This window comes from Neobacillus drentensis (assembly GCF_036962125.1).
GTDB classification, from domain to species: Bacteria; Bacillota; Bacilli; order Bacillales; family Cytobacillaceae; genus Neobacillus; species Neobacillus drentensis_B.
Genome location: NZ_JBALOA010000001.1, coordinates 78,161 through 95,654, shown reverse-complemented (window position 1 = coordinate 95,654; position 17,494 = coordinate 78,161). Strand labels below are relative to the sequence as shown.

The window sequence follows — 17,494 nt, the reverse complement described above, 5'->3', positions numbered from 1 at the left end:
AAATGGAGAATAGAGGGTCTATTTGGCGAAAATGGGATCTACACTTCCATACACCTAGTTCCTATGACTATAAGAACAAGGGCGTTAGTAATCAGGATATAATAAATAACCTAAAATTAGCTGGAATATCTGCTGTTGCAATTACTGACCATCATGTAATGGATATAGATAGGATAGCTGAATTACAAAGATTAGGGCAAAAAGAAGGTATTGTGGTCTTTCCTGGCATAGAGTTAAGGTCTGAATATGGTGGGAGTGAATCAGTACACTTTATAGGAATATTCCCTGAAACTGCAGATTTAAAAACACTTTGGACAAAATTACAAGTTCCATTAAAAATTGTTCCAAAAGATGTAAAGAAAATTGGAAACGATTTTGTATATAGCGATTTTAAAGAATCGTCTAAGGTAATACATGAACTTGGAGGAATAATAACGGTTCATGCTGGTAGTAAGGAGAATGGAATAGAATCAATTAGTAATGTTCAAAAATTTAAACAAGCATTAAAAAAAGATCTTGCAGTAGGCTATATTGATATATTTGAGGTTGGACAAGAGAAAGATATTAAGGAATATATAGAAATAGTATTTCCTCATTTGAAAAAAGATTTCCCAATTATTATTAGTAGTGACAATCACAATATTATGGATTATAAAATAAAAAGTGACTTGTGGATTAAATCGGATCTTTCATTTTCTGGTTTATTACAAGTAATAAGAGAACCGTTTGAAAGAGTTAAGATAGGTTTTAAACCTGAGCAAATCAAAAACTATGGAACTAAGAAGACAAAATACATTGATTCTATTGAAATATGTAAAAGTAATAGTTCATTACCAGATGAATTTTGGGCGGATAATAAGAAAATTAATCTGAACCCAGGGTTAATCTCTATTATTGGAAATAAAGGGAATGGCAAAAGTGCATTAGCAGATATTATTGGCCTATTGGGCAACAGTCATCACGGAACCTTTGAATTTTTAAATAAGGAAAAATTTAAAAATCCAAAAAGTAACAAGTCAAATAATTTTGAAGCAACACTAAAATGGGCAAGTGGTGAAGAAATCACGAAAAAGCTTTCAGAAACAATAGATATAAAAAAAGTAGAAAGAGTAAAATATTTACCGCAAAGATTTATAGAATCTATATGTAATGAAACAAATAGTAATAAAAACTTTGATAGTGAGTTAAAGAAGGTTATTTATTCACATGTAGATAATGCAGATAAACATGGTTATTCTACATTAGATGAATTAATTGAATATAAAACTAAAGAACTTCAAGATACTATAACTATATATAGAGATAAGGTTACTAAAATAAATGAAAAAATTGTTAATCATGAAAAATTAATAAGTCTAGACTATAAAACTAATATCCAAGAAAAGCTAAAAGAAAAACAAAACGAACTTGAAACTCATAATAAAATTAAACCAATAATTGTAGAGAAACCAGAAGAGGACTCTAACATATCCGAGGAATCAAACCAAATTGATAATGAAATAAAAAAGTTGCGCAAACAAAAAGATCAATTATCAGAAAATAAGACTTTATTAGAAAATGAACTGTTAACTAGAAAAAATGAGGTTGAATCTGCTAAGAAATTGATCACTCGAATTGACAATTTATCTCTATTATTTGATAAATTCAAAAATGAAAGCATAAAAGATCTTGAAGTCATCAATTTTAAATTAGAAGATATTCTTAATGTTAGTATAAATAAAAATAAATTAAATGAATACTTAATTGAAACCCAGAAAAAGATAAGAGATATCCAGGATCAACTAATAGGAGATAAAGGAATAGAAGATCAATTACAACAAATTAATGTTAAAACTATTGAACTAGACGCAAAACTTGATTTTCCCAATAAATTGTACCAAGAATACCTTAAAAACATAGAAGAGTGGGAGGAAAAAAGAAAATTAATAATTGGTACAACTGATATTATAGGAAGTTTAGAGTACTATAATAAACATTTATTGGAAATTGAGAATGCTATTCCAGAAGAGTTATTGGAAATGGAAAATCAAAGAATAGAACTTGTTAAGTTAATATTTAAACATATTCAAAAAATAACCGATGTTTATAAAAAACTTTATGAACCTGTTCAAAATTCTATCAAGGAACATAAGTTGGTTAAAGAAAATTATGAGCTTAATTTTGAAGCTTCCATTCTAATTCAAAACTTCAATAATCAATTTTTTAAGTTAGTGGCTCATACTCGTGGAACATTTCATGGCGCTGTAGAAGGAAATCAAAGATTAAATGATATTATACTAAAGTATAATTTCAATAGTGTCGAAGATGTGATTGGTTTTATTGATGAGATAATAAGTAGTCTTAAAATTGACCAGAGAAATGGATCAATGGTTGATTTAGAATCATTATTCAAAAAAGAAACAACGACGTTAGACTTGTATAACTTGATATTCTCGTTGGAATATTTAGCTCCAATATATGAACTTAAACTAGGAAACAAGGATTTAGAACAACTTTCTCCAGGTGAAAAAGGATCTTTATTACTAATGTTTTACTTATTGGTCGACAAGGATGATAAGCCATTAATAATTGATCAGCCTGAGGAGAATTTGGATAATCAATCAGTTTATGAATTGTTAGTACCATGTATTAAAGAGGCCAAACTTAGAAGGCAAATAATAATAGTTACTCATAATCCCAATTTAGCAACAGTTTGTGATTCTGAGCAGATAATATATTCTCATATGAACAAGATAGAAAATAATAAGATTTCGTACATCACTGGCGCTATCGAAAATGATGAAATAAACAAGAAAATTGTTGATATACTTGAAGGAACTTGGCCAGCGTTTGATAACAGAAGTTCAAAATACTTTGTGAAAAGTAGTTAATTACAAAAATCGAGGTAAAGTAATGATTGGTGAACGCTCAGATAGCAGAAGGAAATTAAAAGGATATATGTTTGAGGTTGTTATCTTAAAACTGATAGAATCCAATGGATTTAGATTTATTAATATTTTTGATCAGAAAATTCGAGAAGATAGAAATAGATTTATTGAGTTTAGAGGGAGGGGAGGGTGGCATCAAATAGATTGCCCATGTGATTATGAAAATATCATTCCTTTTATGAATCCTTTAAGGCTTTTAGGTGAGGTCAAATATTACGCTGATCCAATTTCAAAAGACCATATTCGAGAGTTTATTGGAGTAATTAAAGATATTCAAGAAAATTATTTTGTCCCAGATAATTATCATGGAAGTTTTCATAGGTATACAGAAATTGGCGTATTTTTTGCTGCAAATGGTTTTCAAATTGAAGCTGAAAGGTTAGCATATGCACATAATATAAAAACAATTTCGTATAAAAATAATTATATAATAGAACAAATTAAAACAATTATTGAGCAACTTGAAGCAAATTACTTATCTGTAAATTGTATATCAAGGGGTAATTTAAATGACTTCCAAAATATGTTTAGTGAACTGCTTAATCAAGGAGATATTAGAAGATTTTCTCATAGATTTAATCCCTCTAACGGGTTTGATTTTATTATTTATATGCTACTAGAATTCTTTAATAATATTAATAGTAGTTTCATAGCAAATACTAGTGGAGGGGCGTTTCTACATTTTTTAAGTAATGACTCCTTTCCAAGTCATTTATTTCAGAGGACCGATAAAGGAAGTTGTAGGGTTTACATAGATACTAATCCCTTTGGCGGAACTGCTTATTATTTAACTTTTGTAGAAGATGTTGAAGAGAGAAAGTTTTATTTTACTCCACCAATGGCATTAAGAAATGCAGCTTATTTTGGTGCAAGTGCATTACTCGATGCGAAAGAAGAATTGTTAAAAACCATACACCTTTCGATTAACTTAAACGGCATAAATAGGAATTTGGTACTAGAATTAGATACCGATTGGTTAAATGCTATAAGAAGAGATGCTTAATAAAGAGGGAGATAACTATATCTCCCTCTACCAAATTAAAATAACTAATAAGGTGTAGAAAATAAAGAATTACCATCTGAAATTCAAAAATGTAATCATATTGCTTTTACAAAAGGGCTCAAAAAAGGGAGATATGTTTTTTTTTCAGTAAGTAACGATGATTAAGTTAGTTTAATAGTGCTGATACTCCATTTGATAAATCAAATTGAAAAAGAGTGAGCATAGTTATATTGCTCGCTCTTTTTTGAACTAACGGGACTCCTGTTTACACTATTAGTTGTTAATTAATGGTGAAAGCTCATTCTAACTCTACTTAGGTTGAGTCTTTTTAATGAATCTATAAGAAAAAATTTAGTACGATATATTACACTTCAGCATTTTTTTCATACTTTTGAAATTCAGAATAAAGGTTTATTTATCATATTTTCATATTCCAACCTATGGGGAAGTGTTGTGAAATTACGGGAGAATTGTTGTTTTATGTCGATTAGAACCTAAATAAATTTTAACCAAGGTGGTGATTGAGATTGATTCGTCTTGATTTTATAAGTAAAGACAAACTTATTCAGCAGAAGGAAGTGAGTAAGTATTATGAACGGATATCGTCAAAGTGCAACAAAAAAAGGATCGAAGAATTGAATGCTTGGTGTGATAGTAACCTAGATATGGCTACATTGTTCCCGAAGACGAATTTACAATCTTCAATGAAGTCTTTTGAGCAAGTTGTAACGGCTGATTTAGAAACATTGCTTTCAATACGAGATTATATTTCCTCCTCCAAAAGCATTGTAATGCAAGAATCGTTGAAGAAATACCTGCTTAATACAGTATATAAAAGCAACATCGAGCGACTTTTGTTCGTTCAATCACTAGGCGTTACCGTATGCCCTTATTGTAATCGTAATTTCATCAACTCCATGGAAGATAGAACCACCTGTCATTTCGATCATTTTATTAATAAAAGTGACTTCCCGATTTTGGCAGTGTCATTTTACAATCTAGTCCCTGTATGCTCAAGCTGCAATCATGTTAAGGACAAGTGGGACCTCTCGTATTCCCCTTACGACGACACTGTTCAAACGGATGAAATGGTCACTTTTACCTTTGAAATCATAGGGGAGAAGTATTTGTCAGACAGTAGGCAGTTGAAGTTACGGCTTAAACCAGGATCAAGTAATAAGTTGAAAGATAATCTCAATATTCTGAAGTTAGAAGATCTGTATCAGATACATACAGACAGTGTTCAAGAGTTACTAATGAAGAAAGAAATCTATACGGAAGTTTACCGGAATCAGTTGTACAGAAAATTTGAAGGTTTACTTGGTTCGAAGGAGGATTTCGAAAGATTGATTACTGGAGCATACACCGATTCAGAGAGTTACGGTAGGCGCCCCTTGTCTAAAATGATCACTGATATTAGTAAAGAACTGGGGCTTATTAAGGGGGAGTAACCGAAATGAAATTGCTTTATATGTATATCGAATCATTCGGGGATTTGTTTCAGGATATTTCTTTTGACTTTTCTAACGAATATAAAGTTTGTTATGACAAGACCCATAAAACTCTTACTCTCGAGAGGAACGAGTTATACCTCGACGGGTTTTACGGAGACGGCATCTCTGATATCACTGCTATCGTCGGGAAGAATGGTTCAGGGAAAACAACAATATTGGAATTAATTGGAAGAACGCTGAAAGATCGGTTGGAGCAAGCTAATGTAGTCGATGGGAACCTGATAGACAAATATTTTATGATTTTCCTTGCGGATGACGATACGTATTATTTCGAAGGAGTTGGAATCGTCGAAATCGGAAATATTTCTGGCTACGATAGTATATTAGAGGGAAGTAAAGCCTTAGCCCGTAGTTTTTATTTTCGTAAAGACGATCAGGGGAGGCATCATATCAATAATTCATATGATAACAAGTTAAGGGATCGAATTATTTACCTTAGGGACGATGTAATAACGAACTCGAGTAGTTATCTGACTTATTTGACTTCGAATGAAATTTGTTTCATTCCTAGGGTATCGGGCGATCGATATTCTTGGTCGGATTGGTACGAAGTATATTTAGATATGTACAAGAGGGGGATGATTCAAAGTTCGAGCGTTCAGATTATGTTAAAGACTCACAATAAACTTCAAAATACGAATCAAAAACCCATAGTCTCACCTAAAATGAATGATGAATATCAAACATTAGGTGGTGTGTTATTGATTACGAAAGAATGTATGGATGATCTCTTTTCTCGATTCATATCAGTTTTTGTGGATTATTTAATTTTTCTAAGCAAAAACGAGTCTCCTTCAGGGATTCTCCCAAAGTTGAACGATTTTAAGAACGAGTATGTTGATAAGGTTGACCTAACTCAAAAAGAATACCAAATGTTGTTTCAAAAATGTATTTCCATATTTAATTGCTATGAGTTTGAAAAAACGGAAATTAGATTAATTAGAAAATATATAGAAATTGTTAGTAGTTTCTTTGATGCGCTTTATGAAGTACAAAACCGAATTATTCCGGACATCGATGGATTTCAATTACTTATTCCCGGTTCGGAATATGATGAAAACATAGCAAAAGTTTTTAGGCACTATTCGGAACTCCAGGAGTTCGTCTGGTATAACTTCCAACACAATCATAATAATGAAGATTGGGATATAAGTGATATACAAGGCGAAAGATATACGGGTAGTAGCTTATCGATAGTTTTGCCATTCGAAGTCGAAAGAATAAAAATTTCAACTGGTGAGAAGAAAATACTGCAGCTATTTAGCAAAATTATCTACGAATTGAAAGCATCTATTGAAATACAGCCCATCGAAGCGATTAATAAAATGATTAGAAAAAACTATATCGTCTTAGTTGATGAAATCGAAGCGACCATGCACTTAGAGTGGTCTAGGAATCTACTGGACTATATACTGACTTATATAAATGGCTTGACCGTGAATTTGGGCGGCAAGAGTTATAGGTATTCCGATTTAGGGATGCATGTTCAGTTGATTGCAACGACACATTCGCCTTTTCTTTTATCTGATCTGAATAGGAGTTCAATCATCGCGTTGGAATTGGGAGATGGGAAGGTGAGAAAGAAAGGTGACATAAAAGCATTCGCGCAAAACATTCAACGCGTGATGAATAATGAGTTCTTTATCAAGGATTGCTATGGGGTGTTTGCTCAAAGGAAAATTAAGGAAATTATTGATAGGTCCAATGTGGATTCTCCTATGGATGTGATGGAGAAAAGGCGGATTAAGCTGATTCTAAATGAAATAGGAGAACCTATTCTTCGGAAAAAATTGGAAGAAAGGTTCATTCGGAAGTTCAATAGTGTTTCCGATGTACTTGCGGAAGAGCTAGAATTGGTAAATAATATCAGACAGTTTTATAGTAACCTTACACACGAGCAGGTCATTGGTAAATTAAAGAATTTGCTCGAGGGTCGAGAGAGGTAAAAGAATAGATATTAATAGTATTGGTAAACTCACAAACAGCACGCATGTGCCAATTACATACAATGGATGTGGAGAGCGTTTCACAACTCTTTTCATAGTAATAAAAAATTGAGTGGTTTCGACCCTCAATTTTTTGAACAATTTAACTCGCTATCCAATACAATCAGATAATCGGGTAATCTTTAAATGTATTATATTATTCTTCGAGTTTTCTGTTGCACAGAGCATCCTCTTGTGTGTTTGTAGTAAATCTATTTAAACTTTAGAAAAAAATAGTAAACACCTATATGGTGTGATACTAATTTTTTACCATAAAATGGATTTTGTGGTGATTCTAATATTCAAAAGATGCCATTTCGATGTGAAATATCTCCACGTGTCAAATTAGAACTAATGCCACTTCTGTATGTACTATCAACTCCACACATTGTGAAGCGGTTGCTAAAATCGAATTGAGAAATGAGCAAAAAGAGTTAATCTTTTCAGTAGAGCATTTCATTAGGTGGTCTTTTTTTTATATTAATGTATTGTTCTGTATATGAATTAAATTGAGATAAAATTTTTTAACTTTAAGCGCGGTGAACCGTATCATAAGTAAATGAGGTTTTTCCCATATTAGCCATTTCAACTAACAAATATAAATGGGCAAGGAATTACTTTTGGATTGGTAAAAGGGATTATGGGCAATTTTGTAAAGAACTATAAAACGAGGTTAACCACTGAACAAAAGAAACAGCCTTTTCAAATGCTAATAACAAATTACCAAATCAGAAAACAAAAAAAGTAAATACGATACAAAAAAAATTATTATTAGACATTTTTTTGAAAAGGGAGAGGGGAAATCATCCAATGATGATTTCTCTTCTCCTTTTTTACTTGTTTTGATATATGAGAGTAGGTGAACAAATATGAAATAACTTATCCATCTGAGATATTCAGCGGTTGGCTAAGCAAATATTTCTTAAGTTCCTAAAATATATCGAAAAAAGTTGTGGACTTAAAAGGACAAATGGAACCTAATCTGCCAGTCTTTTTTATTTCTTCATTAATCTAATATTTGATTTATACTGAATAAAAGGATAATTTTTATTTTAAGGGATGTGGAAGAATTGCCTATTAGCTTTTTAGATAAGAATTTTGGAAGTACTTTCTTTTCTCTTTTAGACTCAACTAAGAAGCAAATTCGTATTATCTCACCATTTATAGGCTACAAAACAGCATTGGCATTGGTGAATTTTATTGAAGAAGCAGAAGTCGAAATCGAGTGTGTATTAATAACACGATTTGATAGGGAGGATTTTATAAAAGGTGTTAGTAGTCTTGCTGGTTTAGAAAGACTTATTAAAGCTGGGGTAAAAATGTATGCCTTACAGGATCTTCATACTAAACTCTACTTATTTGATGGAAAGTCGTTGATTATGGGGTCTGCTAATTTTACCTTTAATGGGTTCTATAAGAATCACGAATTTGGTATCTTCATGGAAAATGAGCCTGTGTTCTCTTTAGAGTGCAATCATTACTTTGAGGGGTTACTCAATGAGATCCAAAACTCTGGTGATTGGGAAATTACGATGGAACGTATTGATAGGGAAAAGCCTTATTGTGATGACGCAGTAACAGGTAGAGCATCATCACAGAAAAAACCAAGGAAAAATGAATCCCCAGTTATAGTACAGCCTAATAGGGTAAAATGGGGGGCAACAATTGATGTGATTGCTCCACATCAATTAGATAATAAAGAAGAAAAGGACATTTTAGAAGAGATTCTTATAGAGGAAGACGAAAAAGATATTCAAATACGTAATACAGGTATTTGGTTAAAGTTTGAAGGGAACAGTGAAAACCGCATTCCTAATAACCTAACCTATTTTGAAAGAAGGAAAAAGGAGCATAGAAAACGTACATTCTTTCCAAAACCACCTTCGGGGATAAGAGATGGTCAATTATTATTTATGACGATGGTTAGTACGGATAAACAAGGTAATGGTACTCCAATAATTGTTGGGTACACGGTAACATCTGGTTTTAATGTGAAAAACATTGTCGATGTTAATGCACCCTTTAATTCAAAGGATAGAAAAGGAAGGTATCCTTACTATGTTGAACTGAAGAGTGGAAGGTTTCTAAAAGCACCTATTAAGGAAGGAATAACGCTTAGAGAGCTTGCACGTGAACTTCAAGGAGGACTTTACCCTAATCCGAAGTCAAACTTTAATGAGATTATATACACACATAGGCAAAAGTCACATCTACAAATTACAGAAAGAGCACATGATTATATCATGCAGCGGTTAGAAACATTGTTTAAAGAACATGGATTTGAAGAGCTATAATGTTTTTACAAAATAAATAAAAGGGGTCAATGTTTAGTATGAGCAGTAAGTGGTATCCAAATATAATTGATATTATAGGAGATTCAAAAGTAATTTTTGACACAAGTGCATTACTGAATGTTTATAGGTATTCTCTAGTAAGCAGTAAGAGGATTTTAAATCATATAAGAAAATATGAAGTTAGGATATGGCTTCCTTCCCAAGTAAGGAAGGAGTTTTATAGAAATAAAGGCAGTGTAAGAAGTATTAACCTATATAAGAATTTAGATAACAAATTAATTAGACACGTAGAAACTAAAAAAGATGAACTTTTGGTTCAACTTTCTGAATATGAAAAGAAACGGTTCTCCAAGTTTACAGAATTAAAAAGTAAACTAGAAGCCAAATTTTTTGAAATGAATGCAATAATTAAAGCGTATAAAACAGATATCGCTGAAGAAACCGGGGTTTATAAAGAATTTATAGAAGAAGTTGATAGTTATCTAGATGGACTTTTAGAGAGTGACAAAGTAAGTGAAGAATTGAATCTTGTCGAACTGTTAGAGGTCTTGAAAGAAGGTGAATTGAGGTATAAGTATAACCTACCTCCTGGATATGAGGATGCTAAATCTAAGGAGGGAATAGACAAGTTCGGTGATTTGATTATGTGGAAACAAGTATTAAAAAAATCTCCAGAAATAACTGAAAAGCATATTATATTTGTAACAAGTGACACAAAACCAGACTGGTTTCACAAAAATAATCAAAATGAAGTTATTTATCCACGAAAAGAATTGATTTCTGAATTTACTCATTATAATAAGGAAAAGGAAGTAATAATAATACCTTTTGAAAATTTTATTGAAGAAATATCGGATTCATCAGACCAGTCTGATAGAGACTTATTATTAGAACTACGTATGAGTAATTTAATTCAGAGATTATCACAGGAATCAATAAATAAAATTATAGATGAGAAGTTAAAATTAGTTGATATCCGTGAGTTGCAAAAAAAAGCGATACAAGCATCAAGCGGTATGGAACGTCAATATATCCAAACATTAGGAGAGATATCGCATCCATACATTGAAACTTTTACAGTAAATAGTAATGGCGTTAAAATAGAGGAAAATGAAGTTATATACTTTATAAATATAGTTGCTGACTGTGAATTTCCAACTGTCTCATATAGTTCGAATGTTATTTCATACGGTGGGATACATACCGAAATAACCTTAAGTGTTGAATTGAAAAGGAAGATAGTGGAAGGCGAAGTCACGTTCCTTAGTTCATTCAAAGAAAATCCATTTAATATTGCTACAGTTACTCACTTTATTTTCGATAAAGTTGAATATATTTGGGGTAGTGATGATGACCATTCCGAAGAATACGAAGATGATGTTATTGAAAAAGGTGCTTATACGACATGTCCTAGTTGTGGAAGAGGAATAACTAATTCAAATGATGCCGGAAATGGATTTTGCATTCACTGTCCACAATGATGCATATTAAGGTTATCTTTATTTACTTTTCAATTAGAGTTATACCAGTTTCCTAAATGAAAACCAAAAACCTCATGCAGATACATCACGGTGAAGCATATCACAAGTAAAGAAAATGAAGAATTCAATATTTAGGAGTCGGTATTATTCTGAAAAAAGTTTATAAATTTAACTTTGATTGATGTACAGTACAACGATACCATTCAATAGGAAAAAAATAATTATTAAATACGGGAGCAATTTTTGATTAATTATTAAATAAATAGGTAAACACCACTACATCAATATGTCTGCGACCAACACTCAAGCCATGTGGAGTGCGTGGCGCAACTTGTATTTAAATAAAAGAAATATCGCCCAGCCCAGCTATATAACTGGGCTTTTTGTATGTAAACTTTTTCAGGTTCATTTGGGGGTTAAGTGGAAAAGGTCGCTATACTGCGGGTTGTTGTGCGAAATGATATTGAACACTTTGTGTATTTTTATAAGTGAAATTAAAATAATGCAACATAAATGGTGAAATATGGATGTACATACAAGAATTTGTCCTCCAGATGATTTTTCAATAACCCTTTAAAGAGAATTTAAATAATAAGATAATGAAAAAGAAAGGGCGAATTATCATGAAAGGGAAAAGGTTTAATGTAATGTGGAAGTATGTGTTTAACGCATACTTGTTGTTTTGGGTTATGGTCTTAGGGCTTGGCGGGCTGGTATCACAGGTACTACATGGCACACCCGCGGCGATGCAGTGGGCTGTTGTAATATGTAGCTGGTCCCCGACAATTGTGCTCCTTGTAATGCTGAAAAAGCTTAAGCCGGGTCTAACAGTAAAAAGGTTTTATCAAAAGGCTTTTAAAGAAAAATTGCGTATTGGCGATATTTTATTTGTATTTCTAACTGCATCAGGTGTACTGATATTATCGGCGTTGATTATATCCGCTATCCAAAAGACGTTCCTCACCGAGCAACTTATATTTGAACCGTCCATACTGCCGAGCGCTCTTTTGTTTACGCTTTTACAGGGAGCTTCCGGCGAGGAATCAGGCTGGCGTGGTTACTTACGTCCGCAATTAGAGAAGCGATTTGGATTCATAAGAGGGAACGTTACCTTGGGTGTAATCTGGGCATTCTGGCACGCGCCTCTTTGGTTTGTCTCAACCGATTTCAACGGATGGTCGTTGCTTCTTTATATCATTGAAAATTTAGTGCTTCTGACAGCATTGACATTTGTCATGGCAGTTATAATGAAGAAGTGTGATAACCTTTTTAATGCATTCTGGGTTCACTTCTGTTTTAATTTGTCGATGGTATTCTGCCCGGATAACACTTATTTCTTTGTAGTATTCACCGCGCTATATATGGTAGTAGCATTAATATTACTGGGGGGCTATTTACGATACTCCCATGGTAGCGGTATAAAACATGATCATTTAAGAATGAATTGAAAAGGCATGCCGCTGGCAATTAAGGATTTAGTCGGGATAGCAATTGGATTATGAACTTTGCCGAAGAAAAAGTACAAAACGAGGCAGGAATCAACTGGAACCGCTGACTAATACCAGCGAAGCTAAAGTTATCTTATTAGTAACACTTCAAATCAAGTACCTACGTTATTAAACTCTATCAAAATGACTTACCGAGACTAATAATGGAAATGGGTGAAGATACAAGAGAGTTTATATTGTAGTAAATTTTGTGTTTCTTTTTATATCTTCACTAAACGAATAAGTGTTTAATAATTAAAATTGGAATTAAAGAATAAGAATCCGGCAAAAATGGTCCGGATTTTTTTTACTAACGGGCAGGTTGGTCCAATAATGGATGGGCATTTTTAGCGAATTTTCATCCCACTTACATTTCCCTTATGTTATAATTAGTGTAAAATTACACTTATGTACACTGGATGTTGATAGGGAAAAACTTGTTATTAGGTTTCGATGTTTTGGAAATTCTCCCTTTAGGAACCGGATTCTCTAGGAGAATGTAATTGGAGGTGGACTTGTATGAAGTTAATTATTTTCTTTAGTCTTATCGTTTTTTCTCTAATTGTTTCTCTTATACTAGGTCGAAAAGATTTAAAAAACAAAAAAAATCCAGTGACAGCAATAATAAAAGCGATATTAGTAAATATAGTTATTTTGGGCTTAGGAAGCCTATGGTGGTTCCTAACTGAAACTGATGGTATCAGTCAAGGAATAGGAGTTATGATTTATTTAGGCTCTTTTGTAGGAATATCTCTGATCGATATGGTTTTTATCTATGTTTGTAACGGGTAGCAAGAACACAATAGCAGAAAAAGTATCTTTCAGAGCTTCATTTTATTGAAGGTCTTATTCATCAGGAACTTCTCTTAAACATGAATGGAATTAGTAAGAAGAAAAGAATATGTTCAAGAATTCAAACGCATTTTTGATAATTTACGTGGCGATTCAAAGGAACCGAAGATCTCAGAAATTAAGATAATAGGAGTAATCGTCACTGGGTAGCCCATCTGAATTAGAATCCCTTAAAAATGTCAAACAAGTCAGTGCTTCTGTGTTCGGGCCATTGTTAAAAAGGATTATTAATTATGTTTGGTTTTTTTACAAGATGAGCGTTGTGAAATAGAACATCACTCTTCTTATATTAAAAAGGGGTACCCAAATGGAATTTTACTCACTGGGTACCCCTTAATCTTTATTTAAAACACTTTCGTAGTCCAGTCCTCACAATTCCAAATATCAGTCGCAATTTCACGATAGAAATCAGGTTCATGGGATACCATCAAGATGCTTCCGCGATATGCCTTTAAAGCACGCTTCAATTCTTCTTTTGCGTCTACATCCAAGTGATTGGTAGGTTCGTCTAGAATTAATAAATTCGTTTCTGTGTTTAATATTTTACACAAGCGAACTTTGGCTTTTTCGCCACCAGAAAGGACTTCAACTTTACTTTCAATATGCTTCGTCGTTAAACCACACTTGGCAAGCGCAGCACGGACTTCAGCCTGGTTCAAACTTGGAAACTCGCTCCAAATCTCTTCAATACAAGTGTTGTAGTTGGATTGTTTCACTTCTTGCTCGAAGTAACCGATGTGTTGATACTCACCACGTTCCACTTTACCAGAAATGGGATCAATCAACCCAAGGATACTTTTTAAGAGCGTAGACTTACCAATCCCGTTTGCACCGACAAATGCAATTTTTTGTCCGCGTTCCATTTTCAAATTAAGCGGGCGAGAAAGTGGTTCATCGTAACCAATCACAAGATCTTCAGCCGTGAAAATATAACGACTAGTTGAACGAGCTTCTTTGAAGTTAAACTCTGGTTTCGGCTTCTCTCTTCCCAATTCAATAACTTCCATTTTGTCGAGCTTCTTTTGGCGGGACATCGCCATATTACGAGTTGCAACACTAGCCTTGTTACGAGCAACGAAATCCTTTAGATTGGCAATCTCTTGCTGCTGGCGCTTGTAAGCAGACTCTAACTGTTGCTTCTTCATTTCATATATATTTAAGAAGTTATCATAGTCACCAACATAGCGATTTAACTCTTGGTTTTCCATGTGGTAGATTAAGTTAACCACATTATTCAAGAATGGAATATCATGTGAAATCAAGATAAATGCATTCTCATATTCCTGTAAATAGCGCTTTAACCATTCGATATGCTGTTCATCCAAATAGTTCGTAGGCTCGTCTAGTAATAGGATTTCAGGCTTTTCTAGCAAAAGTTTAGCTAGCAAAACTTTCGTACGTTGCCCACCGCTAAGATCATCTACATCTCGATCGAGTCCAACATCATCTAATCCTAGACCACGAGCAACTTCCTCAACTTTTGAATTAATTTGATAGAAATCATTACTATCTAACGTTTCTTGTAGTTCTCCAACTTCTGCAAGCAGTGCATCAATATCAGCACCTTCATCACCCATTTTTGCATAAAGTTCATTGATCTCTGCTTCAGCATCAAAAAGATATTGAAAAGCAGTACTTAAAGCGTCACGCATCGTAGTACCTTTTTGAAGTACAGCATGCTGGTCTAAATAACCAACACGAACTTTTCGTGACCACTCAACTTTCCCCTCGTCGGGTTGCAATTTCCCGGTAACAATATTCATGAAAGTAGACTTACCCTCACCATTTGCCCCAACTAGTCCAACGTGCTCTCCTTTTAAAAGTCGAAAAGACACATCATTAAAAATTGCACGGTCACCGAAACCGTGGCTTAAATTTTTTACGTTTAATACGCTCATTTTTCTAACCCCTTATCTAAAAGTCACATGTGGATATCTTACTAGATTTTGACTGCTTTTTCTATATTGAAGTTATTTTTTATAAAAATTGTAAATTTGTTTTTTGGGCTAATTGAAATCTGCCCTTCTTAATTAACTGAGATTATAGAATTATATTTACGTGTATAACAATTGACTAAAAGTCTATTATACAACCGAAACTGGAGGTAAGATATGAGTTATTCGTATGTGGGAATAACTGTACAAAAAATGAAAGAAATGGTTGCGTTCTAAACTGTAGTTAATCTAAAACCACATAATTTTATTTGTAATGGAAAATATATCTATTACAGATTAAATAGAGAGGTATAGTTATGTATTTTTTTGAACAACAACAAGTTGCCTAAAAACATACAGGCAAATTGGAAAAGCACACTCACACCAATATTAATAAATGAATAAAGGATAGGAGTTAAGCCTATGCCGAAAGTATTTTGGTATTACACATTGATTATCATTGGAGCAACACTGCTGATTTTCACGGGTATTAAAAAGAAAAAAAACATTCCCGAAATGTTTTCATTTTTTGTTTTTGTTACAGGGCTTTCTTGGGGTTTAGAATTAATAATCATGTTAATCCTAGATGCTTATGAATATAAACCTGGGCTTTTTAATAATCGTGTGGCGGAAAATATAGTAGGTCATTTGATAGCGAATACAGCATTATGGAGTTCAACTGCCATTTTAATCATGTACTTCCAGCTTTCTACACCATGGCTTTGCCTTTTATCCGTTTCATTTATGTTAATTGAAGAACTTTTTATTAAAGTTGATGCCTATGATCACAATTGGTGGAAAACCTACATGACTGGTATTGGTGTTTTTCTATTTATGTGGGCAATGAAGAAATGGTACTCCAAATTTTATGGAAATGGGTACAAATGGATGCGGCTGATCATGTGTTGGGTTATAGCCTGGGTTCTGATAACGACAGTCACATCTACACTTATCCTTTTAGGAAAGCTTTTTTTTTATGTTGACTGGAGCGAAAACATCTATCGGACAAGCATAGAATTTAGCGGGTTTCTTTACAATGTACTTATGGCGTCCGTTGCTACATTTTTTGTTAGTTTTCTTAAAAAAACTTATTGGTGTGTAGTACCATTCGTTCTTTTTCTATCAGGGGATATACTTCTTCATTCCCTTCACATTTTGAGGCTTTACGATGGCTGGAATGTTATCAACCTAGCTATTCTTCGAGCTCTTTCTATAGGAATGTTTATTATATGTGAAAAATATACATTAAAGCAGTCTGTTTTCTAATCTAAGCTCTTTTATGAATATTAATAACTTAACATAAACGGGTCCACAGGTTTAAATATAAGAGACCGAACGGTCTTTTTTAAGAGGAGGTTGATAAAAATGAATAAAGGTGAGCGAACGAAAAAATATATTATTGAACAATCATCGACCTTATTCAATACCATTGGCTATAAATCCACTTCAATAGGTGAAATCATGAAGGCAACGGGATTGAAAAAGGGAGGGATATTTTACCACTTTGATAGTAAGGATGAAATCGCTGAGGCTTCGTTTTCTTACTCGTTAATGACGTTGAAGGAAAAGTATTTACAAGCAATTAATTCCAAGGAGACTGCAAAAGAGCAATTATACGCTTTTACTAAGATATTTATGAATCTATCGAGCGATGATATATTAGTGGGTGGATGTCCTTTAATGAATGCAGCCATTGAAGCGGATGATTCAAATATTTTGATTGAAGATTCCGTTAAGGAAGGTTTTGCTGCTTTAATAGAGATCATCAAATCGATTATTGAGTTTGGAAAGACTCAAAATGAAATTGACAAACAGGTAAATTCTGAAGAAGTGGCCGTGTTAATCCTCTCTTCTTTGGAAGGTGCATTGGCACTCAGCAGATTAAATAAAGATAAGAAATATTTAGACTTGGTTATTAAACAAATAAAAGCAATGCTTTTTTAATATTAAATTCTTTTTTTTTGAATAAAAAGAGACCGTTCGGTCTTTTTGACGATTGATGTACAGAGTATTTTTT

At 33.1% G+C, this 17,494-nt stretch carries 11 protein-coding genes and 1 pseudogene; 11 read left to right on the top strand and 1 reads right to left on the bottom strand.

Annotated elements, in window-relative coordinates:
* Positions 1-2: 2 nt before the first annotated feature.
* From V7121_RS00435 to V7121_RS00400, 9 genes and pseudogenes are all read left to right on the top strand, one after another.
* On the top strand, positions 3-2,870 hold the full coding sequence (locus V7121_RS00435) for a TrlF family AAA-like ATPase (RefSeq protein WP_335545350.1): 2,868 nt from the start codon (positions 3-5) through the stop codon (positions 2,868-2,870).
* Positions 2,871-2,892: 22 nt separating this feature from the next.
* Complete coding sequence (locus tag V7121_RS00430) at positions 2,893-3,930, top strand: hypothetical protein (RefSeq protein ID WP_335545348.1); 1,038 nt, start codon at positions 2,893-2,895, stop codon at positions 3,928-3,930.
* A gap of 527 nt (positions 3,931-4,457) precedes the next feature.
* Positions 4,458-5,381, top strand: coding sequence for an HNH endonuclease (locus tag V7121_RS00425; protein ID WP_335545346.1), 924 nt, complete (start codon positions 4,458-4,460; stop codon positions 5,379-5,381).
* 134 nt (positions 5,382-5,515) lie between these two features.
* Positions 5,516-5,611, top strand: a pseudogene (locus V7121_RS24875) (AAA family ATPase); the annotation flags it as partial.
* Between the two features lie 69 nt (positions 5,612-5,680).
* Positions 5,681-7,390, top strand: a complete 1,710-nt coding sequence (locus tag V7121_RS00420; RefSeq protein ID WP_420490691.1) for an AAA family ATPase — start codon at positions 5,681-5,683, stop codon at positions 7,388-7,390.
* Positions 7,391-8,499: 1,109 nt separating this feature from the next.
* Positions 8,500-9,723, top strand: coding sequence for a phospholipase D family protein (locus V7121_RS00415; RefSeq protein ID WP_335545342.1), 1,224 nt, complete (start codon positions 8,500-8,502; stop codon positions 9,721-9,723).
* Between the two features lie 38 nt (positions 9,724-9,761).
* Complete coding sequence (locus V7121_RS00410) at positions 9,762-11,204, top strand: PIN-like domain-containing protein (RefSeq protein ID WP_335545341.1); 1,443 nt, start codon at positions 9,762-9,764, stop codon at positions 11,202-11,204.
* 623 nt (positions 11,205-11,827) lie between these two features.
* Positions 11,828-12,652: a CPBP family intramembrane glutamic endopeptidase gene (locus tag V7121_RS00405; RefSeq protein ID WP_335545339.1), complete on the top strand. Its 825-nt coding sequence runs from the start codon at positions 11,828-11,830 to the stop codon at positions 12,650-12,652.
* A 558-nt stretch (positions 12,653-13,210) separates the two neighbouring features.
* Positions 13,211-13,483, top strand: coding sequence for a hypothetical protein (locus V7121_RS00400; protein WP_335502373.1), 273 nt, complete (start codon positions 13,211-13,213; stop codon positions 13,481-13,483).
* Positions 13,484-13,887: 404 nt separating this feature from the next.
* On the opposite strand, the gene V7121_RS00395 is transcribed toward V7121_RS00400, so the two are convergent.
* Complete coding sequence (locus V7121_RS00395) at positions 13,888-15,441, bottom strand: ABC-F family ATP-binding cassette domain-containing protein (RefSeq protein WP_335502371.1); 1,554 nt, start codon at positions 15,439-15,441, stop codon at positions 13,888-13,890.
* Positions 15,442-15,900: 459 nt separating this feature from the next.
* Between V7121_RS00395 and V7121_RS00390 the strand changes: the two genes are divergently transcribed.
* Positions 15,901-16,743 carry a hypothetical protein gene (locus V7121_RS00390; protein ID WP_335502369.1) on the top strand — a complete coding sequence of 281 codons (843 nt, stop codon included), beginning with the start codon at positions 15,901-15,903 and terminating at the stop codon, positions 16,741-16,743.
* Between the two features lie 99 nt (positions 16,744-16,842).
* On the top strand, positions 16,843-17,421 hold the full coding sequence (locus V7121_RS00385; RefSeq protein WP_335502368.1) for a TetR/AcrR family transcriptional regulator: 579 nt from the start codon (positions 16,843-16,845) through the stop codon (positions 17,419-17,421).
* Positions 17,422-17,494: the final 73 nt, after the last annotated feature.